The sequence below is a fragment of the Nocardioides nanhaiensis genome, assembly GCF_039542785.1.
In the GTDB taxonomy this organism is placed as follows: Bacteria; Actinomycetota; Actinomycetes; order Propionibacteriales; family Nocardioidaceae; genus Nocardioides; species Nocardioides nanhaiensis.
Window position 1 is genome coordinate 166,497 of record NZ_BAABIM010000004.1, and the last position, 17,922, is coordinate 184,418.

At 74.8% G+C, this 17,922-nt stretch carries 11 protein-coding genes; 5 read left to right on the forward strand and 6 right to left on the reverse strand.

The window, feature by feature from the left end:
• Positions 1–371: 371 nt before the first annotated feature.
• Genes ABD948_RS17855 through ABD948_RS17865 form a run of 3 tightly spaced genes read left to right on the forward strand, consistent with a single transcriptional unit; the run spans position 372 to position 5,204 of the window.
• On the forward strand, positions 372–1,436 hold the full coding sequence (locus ABD948_RS17855; RefSeq protein ID WP_425576644.1) for an AAA family ATPase: 1,065 nt from the start codon (positions 372–374) through the stop codon (positions 1,434–1,436).
• Entirely contained in the window at positions 1,429–2,703 is a 1,275-nt protein-coding gene (locus ABD948_RS17860) for a DUF58 domain-containing protein (RefSeq protein ID WP_345268373.1), read from the forward strand. Before ABD948_RS17855 ends, ABD948_RS17860 begins: the two co-directional genes overlap by 8 nt.
• Positions 2,703–5,204 carry a transglutaminase TgpA family protein gene (locus tag ABD948_RS17865; protein ID WP_345268375.1) on the forward strand — a complete coding sequence of 834 codons (2,502 nt, stop codon included), beginning with the start codon at positions 2,703–2,705 and terminating at the stop codon, positions 5,202–5,204. The genes ABD948_RS17860 and ABD948_RS17865 overlap by 1 nt, the downstream gene beginning before the upstream one ends.
• 457 nt (positions 5,205–5,661) lie before the next feature.
• Here the strand turns inward: ABD948_RS17865 and ABD948_RS17870 are convergent, their stop codons facing one another.
• The 5 genes from ABD948_RS17870 to ABD948_RS17890 form a co-directional block, all read right to left on the reverse strand.
• A complete protein-coding gene (locus tag ABD948_RS17870) occupies positions 5,662–6,117 on the reverse strand; it encodes a DUF3040 domain-containing protein (protein WP_345268377.1) in 456 nt (151 codons plus the stop codon).
• A 193-nt stretch (positions 6,118–6,310) separates the two neighbouring features.
• On the reverse strand, positions 6,311–7,534 hold the full coding sequence (gene dinB / locus ABD948_RS17875; protein WP_345268379.1) for a DNA polymerase IV: 1,224 nt from the start codon (positions 7,532–7,534) through the stop codon (positions 6,311–6,313).
• Between the two features lie 21 nt (positions 7,535–7,555).
• Complete coding sequence (locus tag ABD948_RS17880; protein WP_345268382.1) at positions 7,556–8,284, reverse strand: methyltransferase; 729 nt, start codon at positions 8,282–8,284, stop codon at positions 7,556–7,558.
• A 19-nt stretch (positions 8,285–8,303) separates the two neighbouring features.
• Entirely contained in the window at positions 8,304–12,293 is a 3,990-nt protein-coding gene (locus ABD948_RS17885) for a DNA polymerase III subunit alpha (RefSeq protein WP_345268384.1), read from the reverse strand.
• A 140-nt stretch (positions 12,294–12,433) separates the two neighbouring features.
• The gene (locus ABD948_RS17890) at positions 12,434–13,645 is read right to left on the reverse strand and encodes an endonuclease (protein ID WP_345268386.1); all 1,212 of its coding nucleotides are present in this window, start codon (positions 13,643–13,645) and stop codon (positions 12,434–12,436) included.
• A gap of 109 nt (positions 13,646–13,754) precedes the next feature.
• On the opposite strand from ABD948_RS17890, the gene ABD948_RS17895 reads away from it, so the two are divergent.
• On the forward strand, positions 13,755–15,302 hold the full coding sequence (locus ABD948_RS17895; RefSeq protein WP_345268388.1) for an acyl-CoA synthetase: 1,548 nt from the start codon (positions 13,755–13,757) through the stop codon (positions 15,300–15,302).
• A 103-nt stretch (positions 15,303–15,405) separates the two neighbouring features.
• Here ABD948_RS17895 and glgA read toward each other — a convergent pair whose 3' ends face one another.
• Positions 15,406–16,596, reverse strand: coding sequence for a glycogen synthase (gene glgA, locus ABD948_RS17900; RefSeq protein WP_345270368.1), 1,191 nt, complete (start codon positions 16,594–16,596; stop codon positions 15,406–15,408).
• A gap of 75 nt (positions 16,597–16,671) precedes the next feature.
• On the opposite strand from glgA, the gene glgC reads away from it, so the two are divergent.
• Positions 16,672–17,916: a glucose-1-phosphate adenylyltransferase gene (gene glgC, locus ABD948_RS17905; protein ID WP_345268390.1), complete on the forward strand. Its 1,245-nt coding sequence runs from the start codon at positions 16,672–16,674 to the stop codon at positions 17,914–17,916.
• The last annotated feature ends 6 nt before the right edge of the window (positions 17,917–17,922 follow it).

Below are 17,922 nucleotides of genomic sequence, written 5' to 3' on the forward strand. Positions count from 1 at the left end.
GTGGGGGGGCGTGGTGGGGAGTCGTGGGGCGGATCGTGGGGAGCCCCCACCGCGGCGGCCACCGGTCCTGCCTCGCGGTGGAGCGGTGGTGGGGACGAGCACCCCCGTGCTGACGCTCGGCCTGCCCGGGGCCGGCCCGAGGTCGACACGGAGGTCGCCCGAGGCCGGCCCGACGCACCGGGGCGGCGGCGGTTGCCGTGATTACCTAGGCTGAGCGGCAGCACCGGGCGACCGACCGCAGCTCGCAACCGAGCGCGCGCGGCGCACGTCATCTCCTGTGGGTGCGGCCCGGGCCGCACCGGCACACCGACGGAAGGACCACACACGTGGAGCACACCGGGCAGGCCGGGTCCATCACGCAGGGCGTGCCGGTGGGTGAGGGTGCGGGCGCGGCTGCGAGCGCCGACCTCACCACGCTGGCCACCGTGACCGAGCGCATCCGCACCAACATCGAGCGCGTCATCGAGGGCAAGCCCGACGTCGTGCACGCGGCGCTCGTGGTGCTGCTGGCCGAGGGGCACCTGCTGATCGAGGACGTGCCCGGCGTCGGCAAGACGATGCTGAGCAAGTCCTTGGCCCGCAGCATCGACTGCTCGGTGCGGCGCATCCAGTTCACGCCCGACCTGCTGCCCTCCGACGTCACCGGCGTCTCGGTCTTCAACCAGAACACCCGCGAGTTCGAGTTCCGCCCCGGCGGCATCTTCGCCAACATCGTGGTCGGCGACGAGATCAACCGCGCCTCCCCCAAGACCCAGTCGGCGCTGCTGGAGTGCATGGAGGAGCGTCAGGTCACCGTCGACAACGCCACCTACGAGCTAGAGACGCCGTTCATGGTGATCGCGACCCAGAACCCGATCGAGATGGAGGGCACCTACGCCCTCCCCGAGGCGCAGCGCGACCGCTTCATGGCCAGGGTCTCGGTCGGCTACCCCGTCGAGGCAGCCGAGATCGCGATGCTCGACTCCCACACCGGGGCCAACCCCCTGGAGGACCTCGAGCCGGTCACCGACGCCGGCGAGCTGCGCAAGCTCACCGGGATCGTGCGAGCCGTGCACGTCGCGGAGGCCGTGCAGCGCTACGCCGTCGCACTCACCACCGCCACCCGCCGCTCCCCCGAGCTCGTGCTGGGTGCCTCCCCCCGCGCGACGCTGCACCTGGTGCGAGCCGCCAAGGCCGCGGCCGCGATGGCGGGGCGCGACTACGTGCTGCCCGACGACGTGCGCCAGCTGGCGCGCCCGGTGCTCACCCACCGGCTGCTGCCCAGCGTGGAGGCCGCGATGAGCGGCCGCTCCACCGCCACGATCCTGGACGGGCTGCTCGGCGCCGTCGCCGTGCCGCACGGCCCGGCCTCGCCGCCGCCCGCCGCACCCCCCGCAGCAGGAGCAGCAGCCGGCGGCACGTGGACGGGCGCACCGGGCAGCAAGCACCGTGCGTGAGGCCCTGCGCGGGCTGACCGTCCGCGGGCGCGCCTTCCTGGCCGCCGGCGTCACGGCCGTCGTCTGCGCCGTGGTGATGGGCCAGCCGGCCCTCACCCGGGTGGGCGTGCTCGTGCTCGCGCTGCCGCTGGTCACCGCGGTCGTCGTCGGTCGCGGGCGCTACCGGCTGGCACTGGTGCGTACCGTCACGCCCCAGCTGGTGGCCGCGGGGCAGACCGCGCGCGTCAACCTCTCCCTCACCAACGAAGGCCGCACCCCCAGCGGCACCCTGCTGCTGGAGGACCAGGTGCCCTACGTGCTCGGCACCCGCCCCCGGTTCGTGCTCGACGGCATCGGCCAGGGGTGGCGCCGGCACGTCACCTACCAGGTCCGCTCCGACGTGCGCGGCCGCTTCGACATCGGCCCGATGAGCGTGCGCGTCAGTGACCCGTTCGGCCTGGTCGAGCTCGGCCGGTCCTTCAGCAGCACCGCCGCCCTGACCGTGACGCCCCGCACCGTCCCGCTGCCGGTGGTGCCGCTGGGCGGCGGCTGGACCGGGTCGGGCGACAACCGCCCACGGGCCTTCGCCGTCGGCTCCGCCGAGGACGTCACGGTGCGCGAGTACCGGCGCGGCGACGACCTGCGACGCGTGCACTGGCGCAGCTCGGCCCGGGTGGGCGAGCTGATGGTGCGCCGCGAGGAGCAGCCCTGGCAGTCGCGGGCCACGGTCTTCCTCGACAACCGCGCTGGCTCGCACCGGGGCCAGGGCATCGCCTCCTCCCTGGAGGCGGCGGTCTCGGCGACCGCCTCGGTCGCCGTGCACCTGACCCAGCGCGGCTTCGCCGTCCGGCTGGCCACGGCCTCCGGCGAGGACTCCGCCGGCGGGTGGCACGCCGGCGGCGAGGAGTCGGCCGGACCGCTGCTCGAGGCCCTCGCCGTCGTCGAGACCCTGCCGCGCCTGCACCTGGACACCACCTGGCTCGGCGAGCAGGGGCAGGGCGGCGTCACGGTCGCGGTGCTCGGCAGCGTCGGCGACCACGACGTGCCCGTGCTGCGGCGGATGCTGCACCACACCTCCTCCTCGTTCGCCCTGGCCCTCGACGTCGACGCCTGGGGTGGCAGCCCCGCCACCGCGACCGGTGGCGCACTCCCCCTGCTCGCCCAGCAGGGATGGCGCTGCGCGTCGCTGGGACCCCGCGACCGGCTCGACCAGGTCTGGCAGGAGCTGGGCCGGTCGCCCTCCCGGCCCTCGGGCGCGCCGGGTCGCGCCGCCGGGGTGGTGGCCTGATGAGCACCGCCACCGCCACCGTCGAGGCCCCGCGCGCCGGCCGCCCCGGCCCGGGCCGGACCCGGCTGACCCCCCGGGTGCTGCCCCACCTGCTGCTCTCCCTGGTGGGGGTGCTGACCACGTGGGCGGCGCTGTGGTCGTGGAACGGGTTCGTGGCCGGGCCCGAGAGCTTCCTTGGCCCGCTGCTCGGCGTCGGCCTGGCCGGCGCCGGCACCGGTGTGCTGCTGCGCTGGGCGCGCGTGCCGGCCCTGCTGGTCGTGCTCGCCCAGGCGGTCGTCATGGGGCTGGTGCTCAGCTGGACGACGGCGGGGGTCGCCCTGCCCCTCGGGTCGGGATGGGCCGAGCTGCTGCGGGCCTTCTCCCTGGCCACCGAGAGCGCGCAGGCCTACGCCGCGCCCGTCCCCGCCAGCGCGCCCTCGCTGGCACCGCTGCTGGTGGCCGGCGGGGCGCTGGCGATGCTCGCCGTCGACGCGCTGAGCAGCACCGCCCGGCGCGCACCACTCGCGGGTCTGCCCCTGCTCACCGCCTACAGCGTGCCGGTGAGCCTGCTCGGCCACAGCATCCCGGTGGCCGTCTTCGTGGCCACGGCACTGGGCTACCTCACGCTGCTCTACCTGCACGAGGCCGAGGAGCTCACCCGCTGGGGGCGCCCCCTGGAGGCCGACGGCCCGGAGGGCCAGGACGGACCACGCGCGGGGGCGGCCGCCGGCTTCGGCGTGCGCACCGGCGCCGCCCGGGTGAAGGCGGGCGCCATCGGCGGCGCGGCCACGGCGCTCGCCGTCGTCGTGCCCGTGTTCGTGCCCACCCTCGACCTCGGCCTGCTGAGCCTCGGCCAGGGCGACGGCGAGGGTGAGGAGGTCACGATCGAGAACCCCACCGCCGACCTGCTCCGCGACCTCAACCGGGGTCGCGACATCGACCTGGTCACGGTGCGCACCGACGACCCCAACCCGCGGTACCTGCGCGTGACCGTGCTGAAGCGCTTCTCGGGCGGCGAGTGGAGCCCGGGCGACCGCGACATCCCGCCGGCGAACCGCCCCGCGGGACCCATGCCGCCCCTGCAGGGTGTCGCGCCCAGCGTCCCGCGCACCGAGCACCGGTACGCCATCGAGGTCGACGAGTCGTTCAACTCCTCCTGGTTGCCCACGCAGGCCCCCATCTCGTTCATCGAGGCCGACGGCGACTGGCGCTTCGACGACGCCACCACCGACTTCTTCCACTGGGACGAGGAGCTCGACACCCGCGGCGCCGAGTACACGATGACCGCCGTCGACCTCGACATCACCGCCCGCGGTCTCGACGACGCCTCCCTCTCCACCACCGAGGTCGACGCGGAGTTCACCGAGCTGCCCGAGGACCTGAGCCCGGTCATCACCCAGACGGCCCTCGAGGTCACCTCCGAGGCCACCACCAAGTACGACAAGGCGGTGGCCCTGCAGGACTGGTTCCGCCAGAACTTCGAGTACGACCTGAACGACGGCCCCGACACCAGCAGCGGCGACGACCTCGTGCGGTTCATCACCCCCGGGGACGGCGGGCGCGTGGGGTACTGCGAGCAGTTCGCCGCCGCGATGGCCACCATGGCGCGCGTCCTGGGCATCCCCGCTCGGATGTCGGTCGGCTTCCTGACCCCCGAGCGGACCGGTCGCGACACCTACGTCTACAGCGCGCACGACCTGCACGCCTGGCCCGAGCTCTACTTCGACGGCTTCGGCTGGGTCGCCTTCGAGCCCACCCCCGGCGTCCGGGTGCCGCAGGTGCCCTCCTACGCACGGGGTCTGGCCGAGGCCGCCCCGGAGCCCTCCGCCGGCACCGAGCCGAGCCAGCAGCCCGAGCCGAGCGCCGGCCAGAGCCCGGCCGCCCCGCGCCCCGAGGACGTGCCCTCCCCCGAGACCGTCGACCAGGACGGCCAGGACGACGGCGCCGGCGTCCCGTGGCTGCGGCTGCTCGGCGGGGGCGCCGGCCTGGTGCTGCTGGTGGGCGGCCTGCTGCTGCCCTCGTGGCTGCGCCGGCGGCTGCGCGTGCAGCGCCTCGACGGGTCGCCCGAGGCGGTCTGGGTGGAGCTGCGCGCCACCGCCGCCGACCTCGGCCTGGCCTGGCCCTCGGGTCGCTCCCCCCGGGAGACCCGCGACCGGCTCGTGAGCTGGTTCGGCCTCCCCGGCGACGACCTGCTGGCCGACCGCCCCGCCCACGGTCCCGGCACCAATCCCGATGCCGTGCGCGCCCTCGACCGGATCGTGGCCGACCTCGAGCGCACCCGCTACGCCCCCGCTCCCGTCGGGGACGCACCACCGCAACGCCACCTGCGCGCCGAGGGCGGCACGTGCGTCGAGGCCCTCGAGGCCGGCGTCCCGCCCCGCACCCGCCGTCGCGCCCGCTGGTGGCCCGCCTCGGTGCTCCCCGGTGCCCGCGGCCGCCTGGTGCGCGAGGACGAGGCCGCCGCCGGCAGCCTCTCCGAGCGTCCCGCCTGGTCGGGCGGGTTGGTCGAGCACCTGAGGTGATGCACACCGAAGAATGAGGTGTGCATCGATGGTCGTCGAGTAGCACGGCGCGACTGAGCCTGCGAAGTCGCGGCGGGCGTACCGAGACGCGGTGAGCCGGGAAGCAGCCCAGGCGGAGGAGTCGCCGCCGAGGGACGAGGCGGCGACGACGGAGCCAGTCTCGCCGTCGCCGGTTGGCGGTGTGCCCGTCGACGTAGCTGCGTGGGCTGCGGGGGTTTCGACGCGGCCGTCACGGGTTCGCCAGCTCACCCGTGGGCCTTGCTCAACCTCGTCTCGCTCAGCAGTGACCTCGTGCCTCGGTCACTGCTGGCTCGCTTGATCGTTCCTCGGCAGTGGCTCCTGCGCCTGAGTTGCTTCTCAGCTCACTGCGTCTCGGTACGGTCGCCGCGGGTTCGCGAGCTCACCCGCGCCGCCCTACTCGACGACCGACGATCCACACCTCGTGCCTCGGTGTGGATCAGAACCCGCCGTTCTCGTCGCGGCGACGACGCCACCGCTCCTCCATGCGCTCCATGAAGGAGCCCTGGGAGCGGCTCGCGCCGCGGGTGCGCTTGGTGCGACCGCGCTTGGGGCGGCTGCGGCCGCCCTCGACCACGCCGAAGCCCGAGGGGTGCGCCTGGGCGGCGGCCGGCGACTCCGCGGCGGCCTGGCCCTTGAGGGCGGTGAGACCGACGGTGGCGGCGGCGAGCATGACCACGAAGCCGGCGAGGCCGACCGGCCACAGCTGCGTGATCGCGCCGGACATCAGGAGCACCACGCCCACCAGGAAGACCACCCCGGCCAGCACGGCGCGGCGGCGTGCGGTGCGGCGCAGCGAGGTGCCGCGCAGGGTGGAGGCGAACTTGGGGTCCTCCTCGACGAGGGCGCGCTCCATCTGCTCGAGCAGTCGCAGCTCCTCTTCGGAGAGTGGCACCGGTCCTCCCAGGAATCTCGTGTCGGCTCACTCCGTCGGCCACGCACATCGGTCCGGGGGGACCGTCGAGCGGTCGACGTGCGCCAAGTCTAGGCAGACGGGTGCAGGAGCGGTAGCCGCGTGTCCGATTCGTTGCGGCAGACCTGCCCCACCCGTTCGGGCCAGGGGCGCTACCCGATCGGATCGGTCCAGGTCAGCCCAGCAGGCTGGCGGGCCGGACGGCGGCCGAGCCGAACCGCAGCGTGGCCCGGTCGACGGCGCGATCGGCGTCGGACCACCCGTGCTCGCGCTCCCCCAGCTGCAGCTGGCGCTCGACCCGCTCGCGCGGCACCAGGCCCTCCGCGCGCACCCCCACCAGCCGCACCCGGGCGCGCTGCAGGCCCAGGGCGTCGTAGAGCGCCAGCGCGGTGCGGTAGACCTCCTGGGTGCCCTCGGTGGCCTCGGGCAGGGTGCGGCTGCGGGTGATGGTGGTGAAGTCGGCGAACCGGACGGTCAGGGTGACCGTGCGGCCGGCGACCCCCGCCACCCGCATCCGGTGGGTGACCTTGGCGGTGAGCCGCAGCAGCTCGCGGGCGATCACCGCCCGGTCGTCGGTGTCGCGGCCGAAGGTCTCCTGGGCGCCCATCGACTTGTCGGGGTCGCCCTCGCCGGAGCGCGCGCCGTGCCCGAACACCCCGGTGCTGCGCGGCGTCAGCTCGCGGCGGTCCGAGCCCCAGGCCAGCTGGTGCAGGTGCGCCCCCAGGTGCTCGCCCACCGCGCGCTGCAGGGTGCGCAGCGGGGTGTGGGCCACGTCGCCGACGGTGACCAGCCCCAGCCGGTGCAGCAGCGCCCGGGTCTTCTCCCCCACCCCGTAGAGCTCGCCGACGTCGAGGGGGTGCAGGAAGGAGGTGATCTGCCCGGGCGGCACCACCACCACGCCGTCGGGCTTGGCGCGCTTGCTGGCCAGCTTGGCCACCGAGATCGACGCCGCCACCCCCACCGAGCAGGTGATCCGCTGCTCGTCGTGGATCATCGCGCGCAGCCGCTCGGCCACCTCGACGGGACCGCCGAGGCGCCGCGAGGCGCCCCGCACGTCGAGGAAGGCCTCGTCGAGGGAGATCGCCTCGACCAGCGGGGTGACCCGTCGGAAGCACTCCATCACCCCGGTGGAGACGGTGCTGAACAGGTCGTAGTCGGGCTGCAGCACCACCGCCTGCGGGCACAGGCGGCGGGCGCGGGTGCCCGTCATCGCCGAGCGCACCCCGTAGGCGCGCGCCACGTAGTTGGCCGCCAGCACCACCCCGCGGTGGCCACCGCCCACGATCACCGGCACCTCGCGCAGCTCGGGCCGGTCGCGGATCAGCACCGAGGCGTAGAACGCGTCGAGGTCGGCGTGCAGGATCGGGGTCGCGATCTCCCCCGGGCTCACCGGGCTCACCGGGCCCGCCCAGGCACGGTCCTAGGACGCAGGGCCCGCCAGCACGTGCACCTGCGTGGCCAGCGGCAGGTACTCGGGGCGCTCGGCCACCGCCCGCTCCAGCTCGAGCAGCGCGGCGGTGGCGCCGGGCTCGAGGTCGAGCAGCGAGCCGGGCACGAGGTCGGCGAAGACCCGGACGGCGTGGGTGCCGTGCACCGCCAGCCCGGCCTCGGCGAGCAGCCCGTGCACCTCCTCGGCGGTGAAGCGGTGCCCCGAGCGGGCGCTGTCCTCACCGCGCAGCACCGCTGCGGCCTGGGTGAAGTGGCCGGCCATGGCGCGGGCCAGCACCGCCGCGTGGCGCTGGGCCACCAGCAGGCTGAGCCGGCCCTGGGGGCGCAGCACCGCGCGCAGGCTGCGCAGGGCGGCGGCGGGGTCGGCGACCACCTCGAGCACCCCGTGGCAGAGCACGACGTCGACGCTGCCGGCGCCGACGACCTCGGCCAGGCTCGCGAGGTCGCCCTGCACCCCGGCGACCTCGACGCCGAGCTCGCGGGCACGGCGCCCGAGCGCGGCCAGGGCGTCGGGGCTGGGGTCGACGACGGTGACCCGGTGGCCCTGCTCGGCCACCCGGACGGCGAGCCCGCCGGTGCCGCCGCCGACGTCGAGCACGTCGAGACCGGGCCCGCCGGCCAGGACGGGCTGCAGCGCGTCCCAGAGCACCGCGGTGCGGGTGGCTCCCCGTCGTTCGCTCGGACGCTCGCTGCCAGACATGGGCCACACAGTAGTGGTCTCATCCCGGGCTCCCGGGGCTGCGGTGCCACAGCTTGCGCGCCACCTGACGGGTGTCCTCGCCGGCCGGCTTGACGTCGGCGTAGGGCGAGAGCTTGAACCCGCTGGAGTGCACCAGCACCCGACGGCGTCCCATCCCGCCGGCGGTGCCGGGGTGGGCCTGCTCGCCCTGGTCACCGCCGGTACCGGTGGGCTCGCCGTCCTCGGTGAAGGCCTGCGGGCGCGCCATCACCGGGCGGCTGGCGCGGCTGGCCGCGGCCCCCGCGCCGGCGCGCTCGACCCCGACGCCGCCGAACCCCTCGGGCACCGTGGCCATCTGCGCCAGCACCGCCTCGAGGCCCTCGCGCTGCCACAGCCCGTGCAGGGCGGGCAGCTCCCAGCACCCCGTGGCACGCAGCGAGACGCCGCGGTGGCCGGTGCGGCGCAGCTCGCCGCGCACCACCAGCAGCCAGGAGTGGAAGACCGTGGCGGCGTAGGGACCCTGGGCGTCCTCGAAGAAGGTGGCGTCCACCGGCCCGGTGGCGTCGTCGAGGGTGAGGAAGACGACCCGGCGACCCGACCGGATCGGCGGGGTCTGGGTGGCCACCTTGACGCCTGCCACGAGGACCTCGGCGCGGCTGCGGCGGCCCAGCAGCTCGGTGCTGCGGGTGACGCCGAGCTCGGCGAGGAACGGCTCGTAGGCGTGCACCACGTGCTGGCTGACGTCGAGCCCGAGGATCTCCAGCTCGGCCGCCATCGACTCCGCGACCGTCATCTCGGGCAGGCCGGAGACCTCGCCCTCGGCGGGTCCGTCGCCGAGGTCGAGCGCCAGCTGCACCGAGGAGACCTCGGCCGGTGGGGCGGCGGCCCGGCTCTGCGCCGAGGCGCGCGCCCACACCCCGGCCTGCGCCATCGGGTGCCGCTCGAGCTCGACGGCGCGGGCGCGGTCACGCGGGTCGGCGGCGTTGCGCAGCGCGGCCTGCGCGACGTCGTGCTGGGCCGGGTGCTGGGCCGGCTCGCTCACGACGCGTCCGCGGGCGGGAGCGCGGCCCACCCCGCGACCCCGGCCGCGGGCAGCGCGGTCGAGCGCCCGGCCGTGGCGGTCCAGCTCGGCCACCTGCAGCAGCAGGTCGCGCCGGGTGACCCGGCCGCGCCGGGCGACGCCGTCGCGGTGCCCGATGCCGTAGACGCCGTCGAAGGCGCCGGCCAGCACCAGCCGCTCGACCACGGGCCGCGAGACCCGCGCCCGGTGCCAGAAGTCGGTGAGCGAGGCGTAGGGGCGCGCGGCCACCACCCGCGCCACCTCGGCGGCGCTGATCCCCTTGACGTCGGCCAGGGCCACCCGGATGCCCGCCACCGGCGGGTCGCCCACCATCTCCACGACGTACTCCGCGCCGCTGCGGTCGACGTCGAGCCCGAGCACCGGCACGTCGTGCTGGCGGGCGTCCTCGAGGATCAGCCGCTTGGGGTACATGCCGGGGTCGTGGGTGAGGACCCCGGCCAGGAAGTGCGCGGTCCAGTGGGTCTTGAGCCAGGCGGACTGGAAGGTGGGCAGCGCGAAGGCCGCGGCGTGGGCCTTGCAGAACCCGAAGGAGGCGAACGCCTCGAGCACCGCCCACACCCGGTCGACCACCGCGGGCGGGTAGCCGTGGGCCAGCGCCCGCGGCACGAACCACGCCTTGGTGTGCGCCATGCCCTCGCGGTCCCCGAGGGCGCGGCGCCGCTCGTCGGCCTCGTCGTAGTCGATCCGCGCGAACCGGGCGATGATCTCGATGACCTGCTCGTGGAAGACCACCACGCCGTAGGTGCCCTCGAGGATCGGGCGCAGGTCGGGGTGCAGGTAGGTGGCCTCGCGCCACCCCTGCTTGACCTCCAGGTAGGGGGTGATCATGTCGCTCTTGACCGGCCCGGGCCGGAAGAGCGAGATGTCGGTGATCACGTGCTCGAAGGTCTCCAGGCCGGACTTGCCCACCAGCTCGCGCTGGCCGGGCGACTCGATCTGGAAGACGCCCAGGGTGCGGGCGCTGCTGATCATCTCGTAGGTCGCGGGGTCCTCCAGCGGCACCTGCTGCTCGTCGTCGAGGTCGACCTCGACCTCGTGGGTGCGCTGGATCTCGCGCACCGCGTGCGCCATCGCCGACTGCATCCGGATGCCGAGCACGTCGAGCTTGAGCAGCCCGAGGTCCTCGACGTCGTCCTTGTCGAACTGGCTCATCGGGAAGCCCGCGAAGCTGGCCTCGACCGGCGTGCGGTCGAGCAGGGTGGCGTCGGAGAGCAGCACGCCGCAGGGGTGCACGGCCACGTGGCGCGGCAGGCCGTCCAGCCGCTCGACCAGGCGGAACATCAGGTCGAGGTCGGGCTCGGCCAGGCCGCCGGCGCGCAGCTCGGGCAGCTCGCGCAGCGCCACCCGCGCGTCGCGGGCGCGGATGTGCGGGAAGGCCTTGGCGATGGCGTCGACCTCGCCCGGCGGCATGCCGAGCGCCGCGCCGACGTCGCGCACGGCGTGGCGCACCCGGTAGGTGTCCATCATCGAGACGCACACGCAGCGCTCGCCGCCGTAGCGGGCCAGGATCGCCTCGTAGACCTCGAGGCGGCGCGCGGACTCCACGTCGACGTCGATGTCGGGCAGCGCGCCGCGCAGCGGGGAGAGGAAGCGCTCCATCAGCAGGCCGTGGCGCACCGGGTCGACCCCCGAGATGCCGAGCAGGTAGGTGATCAGGCTGCCCGCGCCCGAGCCGCGGGCGGCACAGCGCACCCCCATCTCGCGGACCAGGTCGGTGATGTCGCCGACGGTGAGGAAGTAGGAGGCGTAGCCCAGGCCGCGCACCAGCTCGAGCTCGTCGTCCAGGCGCTTCCAGACCACCTGCCGGGGTGCGGAGCCGTAGCGGTCGCCCAGCGCGCCCTCGCAGCGGGCGCGCAGCGCGTCGTCGGCGGTGGGGTGGTCGGTGGAGAGGGTGAACTCGGGGAAGTGCACCTCCCCCAGCCCGAGGTCGAGCGCGGGGTGCAGCGCGCACCTGTCGGCCAGGCGGCGGGTGCCGGCCAGCAGGTCGAGCGCCTCGTGCTCGCCCAGGCCGGCGGCGGTGGCGACCTCGCGGGCCACCTCGTGCATGCGGGTGCCCGAGGCCAGGTAGCCCTCGGCGTTGCCGCGGTCGAGGTGGCGCAGGTCGAGGGGCACCAGCCGGCGGGCGGCGTCGAGCACGTCGATGGTGGCGGCGTCGGCCCGGTCGGCGTGTCGCACGGCGTTGGTGAGCACCGCGGGCAGGCCGGCCGCGCGCGCCAGCCCCAGCATCCGCGCCGCGTGCGGGGTGCTGCCCGGCCCCCACCCGCTGCCCGCTCCCCCGTGCCCCCCACCGGGCCGGCGGTGGCTGACCACCTCGGCCACCAGGTGCCCCCGCGGCACCAGCGCCTGCCAGGGCGCCAGCGCGACGCGGGCCAGGTCGTCGCGGCGCAGCGTGGCGGCACGGCCCAGCAGCGAGGTGGGGCCGAGCAGGACGGCGAGGTGTCCGCTGCCCAGCAGCTCGGCGACGCCGTCGGGCAGCTGCTCGAGGTCGAGCACCGGGGCGCCCCGCTCGCCGTCGAGCCGCACCGCGGAGACCAGCCGGCACAGCGCTGCCCAGCCGGCCCGGCCCGGGGTGCCCGTGCCGGAGCTGGTGTCGGCGGTGGCGAGCACCACCACCCGGGGCAACCCGCCCTGCTCGAGCGGCAGGTCGCGGAAGGTGCCCCCGCGGGTGGGCGTGCGGGTCCCCGCGGCTCGCCCGCCCGACCAGCCCGGGGGACGGTAGGCGAGGTCGACGCCGAGCACCGGTCGCAGCCCGGCCGCGTGGCAGGCCTTGGCGAACTTGACCGCCCCGTAGGTGCCGTCGCGGTCGGTGAGGGCCAGGGTGTCCTGCCCCAGCTCGGCGGCCCGCTCCACCAGCACGTGCGGGTGCGAGGCGCCGTACTGCAGGGAGTAGCCCGAGGCCACGTGCAGGTGGACGAAGGGGTCACTGGCAGGGCTGGCAGGGTGGGGCATGAGCGCTCCTCGGCGAGGTTCAGCAGGCTCGACCCCTGGCTGATCGCTCGAACACGTGTTCGAGCGATGTCAGTCTAGGTACCCACCCCCCGGTCGCGTCAACCCGCCCACCGGCTCCCCGGGAGCAGGCTCCTCCCGGGTCATCCCCAGATCGAGACCGCCCACTCCGGGTGGTCCACGAACGGGTTGCGGTTGCCCTGGTAGCGCTGCTGCACGACGTCGTTGCGGGTCACCTCGGCGGCCGTCGGCGGGTCCTGGGCGTGCCAGTCCAGCAGCGTCGAGAGCCGGCCGTGGAACGGCGTCGCCCCGTTGCCGGCGCGGTCGTTGAGCTCCAGGTCGGCGAAGCCGTCGCCGCCCTCGTAGCGCACCGCCATGTAGAACAGCATCCGCGCCACGTCGCCCTTGACGGCGTCGCGCGGCTCCCAGGAGTCGCCGTCGGCGTAGTTGCCGGGGGCCTCGGCGTTCTGGGTGCCGCCCTCGTCGAAGTCCAGGTTGCCGCGGGCGCCGTTGACCGTGACGTCCTCGGGCCGCAGGTGGTGCAGGTCGGTGCCGGGGCCCGCGGTCGTGCCGAAGTCGCCGTGCGACTGCGCCCACACGTGCTCGCGGTTCCACTGCTCGACGCCGCCGCCGTTGTTGCCCGCCGGCTCGGAGGTGCCGGAGTAGAGCGTGATCACCCGGGTCGGGTCGGCCGGGTCGCGGTCGGTGACCTTCAGGGCGTCCCACACCTGGTCGTAGCTGAGCCGGGTCACGCCGGTGGAGACGATGTCGTGCAGCGCCGCCTCGAGCGCCACGCCCTGCTTGCCCTGGGCGGGTGCCCAGTAGGCGTCGTCGCCGGTCCCGCCGTCACCGCCGTCACCACCGTCGCCGCCGCCCTCGCCGGCCGCCGTGAACGCGGTGGCGCCGGTCAGGCCCGGGCGCGAGAAGTAGGCGACCAGGGTGCCGGTGACCTCCACCGCGGTGTCCAGCTGCGCAGGGCGCGACCGCAGCCCCCACGCGGAGCGGAAGGCGCTCGGCACCTGCACGTAGAGCATCCGTGCGGTGTCGGTGACCCCGGGGGCGTCCGCGAGCGCGATCGCGTAGTCGTTCGGGAAGCCGCTGCGCACCACGGTGGTCGACGACGTCGGCTGACCCACCACGTAGCCGCGCACGGTGGCGGTGCGACCGTCCTGCGCGCCCCGCGCCGTGGCGACGTCGAGCACGGCCTGCGCCGAGACCGGGGACGTGGTGGCGGTTGCGGCAGTCGAGCCGGGCGAGCCGGTGGACGGCGGTGCCGCCCACCCGAGCAGGCACGCGAGCACGACGAGCGGCGCGAGCAGGAGCAGGGCGTGCGGACGACGGTTCCCGAGGATCACGTCGCCACGCTAGGGCGGCCGGTGCCGACCCCACGAGGGGGAAAACCCTCGCGCACCGGGTGGCCGGCGACCGTTTACACCCAGGTCACCTCCGGGTGAGGGTGAGCACATGTACCCGGGAGCCCACGCCGCCGTCACGCCCGACAAGCCCGCCGTCGTCATGGCCGACGACGGCCGCACCCTCACCTACGGGCAGCTGGAGGAGCGGTCGGTGCGCCTGGCGCACGTGCTGCACGCCCACGGGCTGCGCCGCGGGGAGGCGGTGGCGCTGCTCGCCGAGAACGGGCCGATCTACCACGAGGCGTTCTGGGCCACCAAGCGCAGCGGGCTGCTGCTGACCGCGCTCAACCACCACCTCTCGCTGGAGGAGCTGGCCTACATCGTGCGCGACTGCGGCGCCCAGGTGCTGCTGGTCTCGGCGGCCACCCCCGAGCTGGCCGTGATCGGGCGCCGGCTGGCCGAGTCGGCGCCCGGGGTGACGTTGCGGCTGGCCGTCGGCGGCGCCGTCGGGTTCGACGACTACGAGCGGGCGTTGGCCGGCGCCTCGCCGGTGCCGTTCGAGGACCAGCCCGCGGGGGGCGACATGCTCTATTCCTCGGGCACCACCGGCCACCCGAAGGCGATCCGCCCGACGCTGCCCGAGCGCCAGGTCGACGAGCCGGGCGACCTCATGGTCGACGTCTTCGGCCGCCTCTACGGCTTCGGACCCGACGCGGTCTACCTCTCCCCCGCGCCGCTCTACCACGCCGCGCCGCTGCGGTTCTCCGGCATCGTCCAGGCCACGGGCGGCACGGTGGTGGTGATGCCGCGCTTCGACCCCGAGCGCGCGCTGGAGCTGATCGCCGAGCACCGCGTGACGCACAGCCAGTGGGTGCCCACCATGTTCGTGCGGATGCTCAAGCTGCCCGAGCAGGTGCGGGCCGCCGCCGACGTCTCCACCCTGCGCTACGCCATCCACGCCGCCGCCCCGTGCCCGGTGGAGGTCAAGCAGGCGATGATCGACTGGTGGGGCCCGGTCCTGCACGAGTACTACGCCGCCACCGAGGCGGCCGGCGTCACGATCATCGGGCCCGAGGACTGGCTGACCCACCCCGGCAGCGTCGGGCGGGCTGCGCTCGGCGTCGTGCACGTGTGCGACGAGACCACCGAGGAGCAGGAGGAGGTGCCGGTGGGCGAGACCGGGTTGGTCTACTTCGAGCGCGACGTCATGCCGTTCGAGTACCACAACGACCCGGAGAAGACGCGTCAGGCGCAACACCCGCGTCACGACAATTGGGCCACCACGGGCGACATCGGACGCCTCGACGACGAGGGCTTCCTCTACCTCACCGACCGTGCGGCGTTCATGATCATCAGCGGTGGGCGCAACATCTACCCGCAGGAGGTCGAGAACGTGCTGACCATGCATCCGAAGGTGCTCGACGTCGCCGTCATCGGGGTGCCCGACGACGACCTCGGCGAGGCCGTCAAGGCCGTGGTGCACCCGGCCGACGGCGTCGAGCCCGGCCCCGACCTGGAGCGCGAGCTGATCGACCACGTGCGCAGCCGGATCGCGCACTACAAGGCGCCGGCCACCGTCGACTTCTCCACCGACCTGCCCCGCACCCCCACCGGCAAGCTGGTCAAGCGCGTCCTGCGCGACCGCTACCTCACCTGACCTCCCCGCCGACCCGGCGCGTGGACGGACGGGTCGGTCGTCGACGCGTGCGCACTCGCGACGGGTCAGCGGTCCAGCCGTGCGCACTCACGACGGGTCGGGGTCAGGCGAGGGCGGCGCGGTAGACCTCGAGGGTGCGGTCGGCGATGGCGGCCCAGCCGAAGGACTCCACGGCGCGGGCGCGGCCGGCGCGGCCCATGGCGGCGGCCCGGTCGGGGTCGGTGACGACCTCGGTCAGCGCGGCGGCGAAGTCAGCGACGTAGCGGTCGGGGTCCAGCGGGGTGCCGGTGCCGTCGTCGGCCTGCTCGATGGGCACCAGCAGGCCGGTCTCGCCGTGCACGACCACCTCGGGGATGCCGCCGGTGGCCGTGGCGACGACGGCGGTCTCGCAGGCCATCGCCTCCAGGTTGACGATGCCGAGCGGCTCGTAGACCGAGGGGCAGGCGAAGACGGTGGCGCCGGTGAGCAGGGCGACGACGTCGCGGCGCGGCAGCATCTCGGCGATCCACACCACACCGCTGCGCGAGGCCGCCAGCTGCTCCACCAGGCCGCGCACCTCGGCCTCGATCTCGGGGGTGTCGGGCGCACCGGCGCAGAGCACCAGCTGCACCTCGGGCGGCAGCGCGGCCGCGGCGCGCAGGAACAGCGGCAGCCCCTTCTGCCGGGTGATCCGGCCGACGAAGACCACCGAGGGGCGGTCGGGGTCGACGCCGAGCTCGCGCACCCGGTCGGGGTCGGGCGTGGGCCGCCACAGCTCGGTGTCGATGCCGTTGTGCACCACGTCGACCTTCGCGGGGTCGACCTCGGGGTAGCTGGCGAGCACGTCGTCACGCATGGCGGCCGAGACGGCGACCACCCGGGCCGCGGCCAGGTAGGCCGTGCGCTCCACCCAGGAGGAGACCCGGTAGCCGCCACCCAGCTGCTCGGCCTTCCAGGGCCGCAGGGGCTCCAGGCTGTGCGCGGTGACCACGTGCGGCACGTCGTGCAGCAGCGCGGCGAGGTGGCCCGCGAAGTTGGCGTACCAGGTGTGGGAGTGCACCAGGTCGGTGCCGGCCGTGGCCGCCGCCATCCCCAGGTCGACGCCGAGCGTGCGCAGCGCGGCGTTGGCGCCGGCCAGCTCGGCGGGGTCGGCGTGCGCCGTCGTCAGCGCCTCGTCGCGCGGGGCGCCGAAGGCGTGAACCCGGGTCTCGAGGTCGTCGCGGGCCCGCAAGGCCCGCACCAGCTCGGCCACGTGCACCCCCGCCCCGCCGTAGATCTCCGGGGGGTACTCCTTGGTGAGCACGTCGACGCGCAGCGGCTGGGCCATGGGCGCGAACCTACCGGCTGCGGCGGTGTCGCCGTGAGCCCCGTCACGGCTAGGGTCGTCGGTGTGAGCAGCCCACGTCGCAAGGTCCTGGCCATCGTGCTCGCGGGGGGAGAGGGGAAGCGGCTGATGCCGCTGACCGCCGACCGCGCGAAGCCCGCCGTGCCGTTCGGCGGCACCTACCGCCTCATCGACTTCGCCCTGTCGAACGTCGTGAACTCCGGCTACCTCAAGGTGGTCGTGCTGACGCAGTACAAGTCGCACAGCCTCGACCGGCACGTCACCAGCACCTGGCGCATGTCGGCGATGCTCGGCAACTACGTGGCGCCGGTGCCGGCCCAGCAGCGGGTGGGCAAGCACTGGTACCTCGGCAGCGCCGACGCGATCTTCCAGTCGCTCAACCTGATCCGCGACGAGGAGCCCGACCTGGTGGTCGTCGTCGGCGCCGACCACGTGTACCGGATGGACTTCAGCCAGATGGTGGAGCAGCACGTGGCCTCGGGCGCGGCCTGCACGGTGGCGGCGATCCGCCAGCCGATCTCGATGGCCGACCAGTTCGGCGTCATCGACGTGCACCCCGACCAGCCCTCGCGGATCCGGGAGTTCCTGGAGAAGCCGACCGATCCCGTGGGCCTGCCCGACTCCCCCGGCGAGATCCTCGCCTCGATGGGCAACTACGTGTTCGACGCCAAGGCGCTGGTGGAGGCCGTGACCCGCGACGCCGACACCGAGGGCACGATGCACGACATGGGCGGCGACATCGTGCCGGCCTTCGTGGCGCGTGACGACGCCGGCGTGTACGACTTCCGCGACAACGACGTGCCCGGCGCCACCGACCGCGACCGCGGCTACTGGCGCGACGTGGGGACGCTGGGCTCCTACTACGACGCGCACATGGACCTGGTCTCGCCGCTGCCGGTGTTCAACCTCTACAACTACGACTGGCCGATCCTCACCTCGCACGGTCCCTACGCCCCGGCGAAGCTGGTGCAGGGCGCCGAGGAGCGCGCCGCCCAGGCCTACGACGCGGTGCTCTCGCAGGGCGTGGTGGTGACCGGCGGGACCGTGGCGCGATCGGTGCTCTCTCCGGCGGTGCGGGTGGAGACCGGCGCCGAGGTGAGCGACTCGGTGCTGCTGCACAACGTGCGGATCGGCGCCGGCGCGGTGGTGCGCAACGCGATCCTGGACAAGAACGTGGTGGTGCCGCCGGGCGAGCAGCTGGGCGTGGACCCCGAGGCCGACGCCGCGCGCGGGTTCCGCGTGGTGGACGGACTCACGGTGCTGGGCAAGGACGAGGCGTTCGAGCGCTGAGCCCTC

Bases quoted from the DNA above. Each gene is read 5' to 3' on its own strand.
- ABD948_RS17865 (WP_345268375.1), top strand. From the start codon at position 2,703: ATGAGCACCGCCACCGCCACCGTCGAGGCCCCGCGCGCCGGCCGCCCC.
- ABD948_RS17880 (WP_345268382.1), bottom strand. From the start codon at position 8,284: ATGTCTGGCAGCGAGCGTCCGAGCGAACGACGGGGAGCCACCCGCACC.
- ABD948_RS17885 (WP_345268384.1), bottom strand. From the start codon at position 12,293: ATGCCCCACCCTGCCAGCCCTGCCAGTGACCCCTTCGTCCACCTGCAC.
- ABD948_RS17895 (WP_345268388.1), top strand. From the start codon at position 13,755: ATGTACCCGGGAGCCCACGCCGCCGTCACGCCCGACAAGCCCGCCGTC.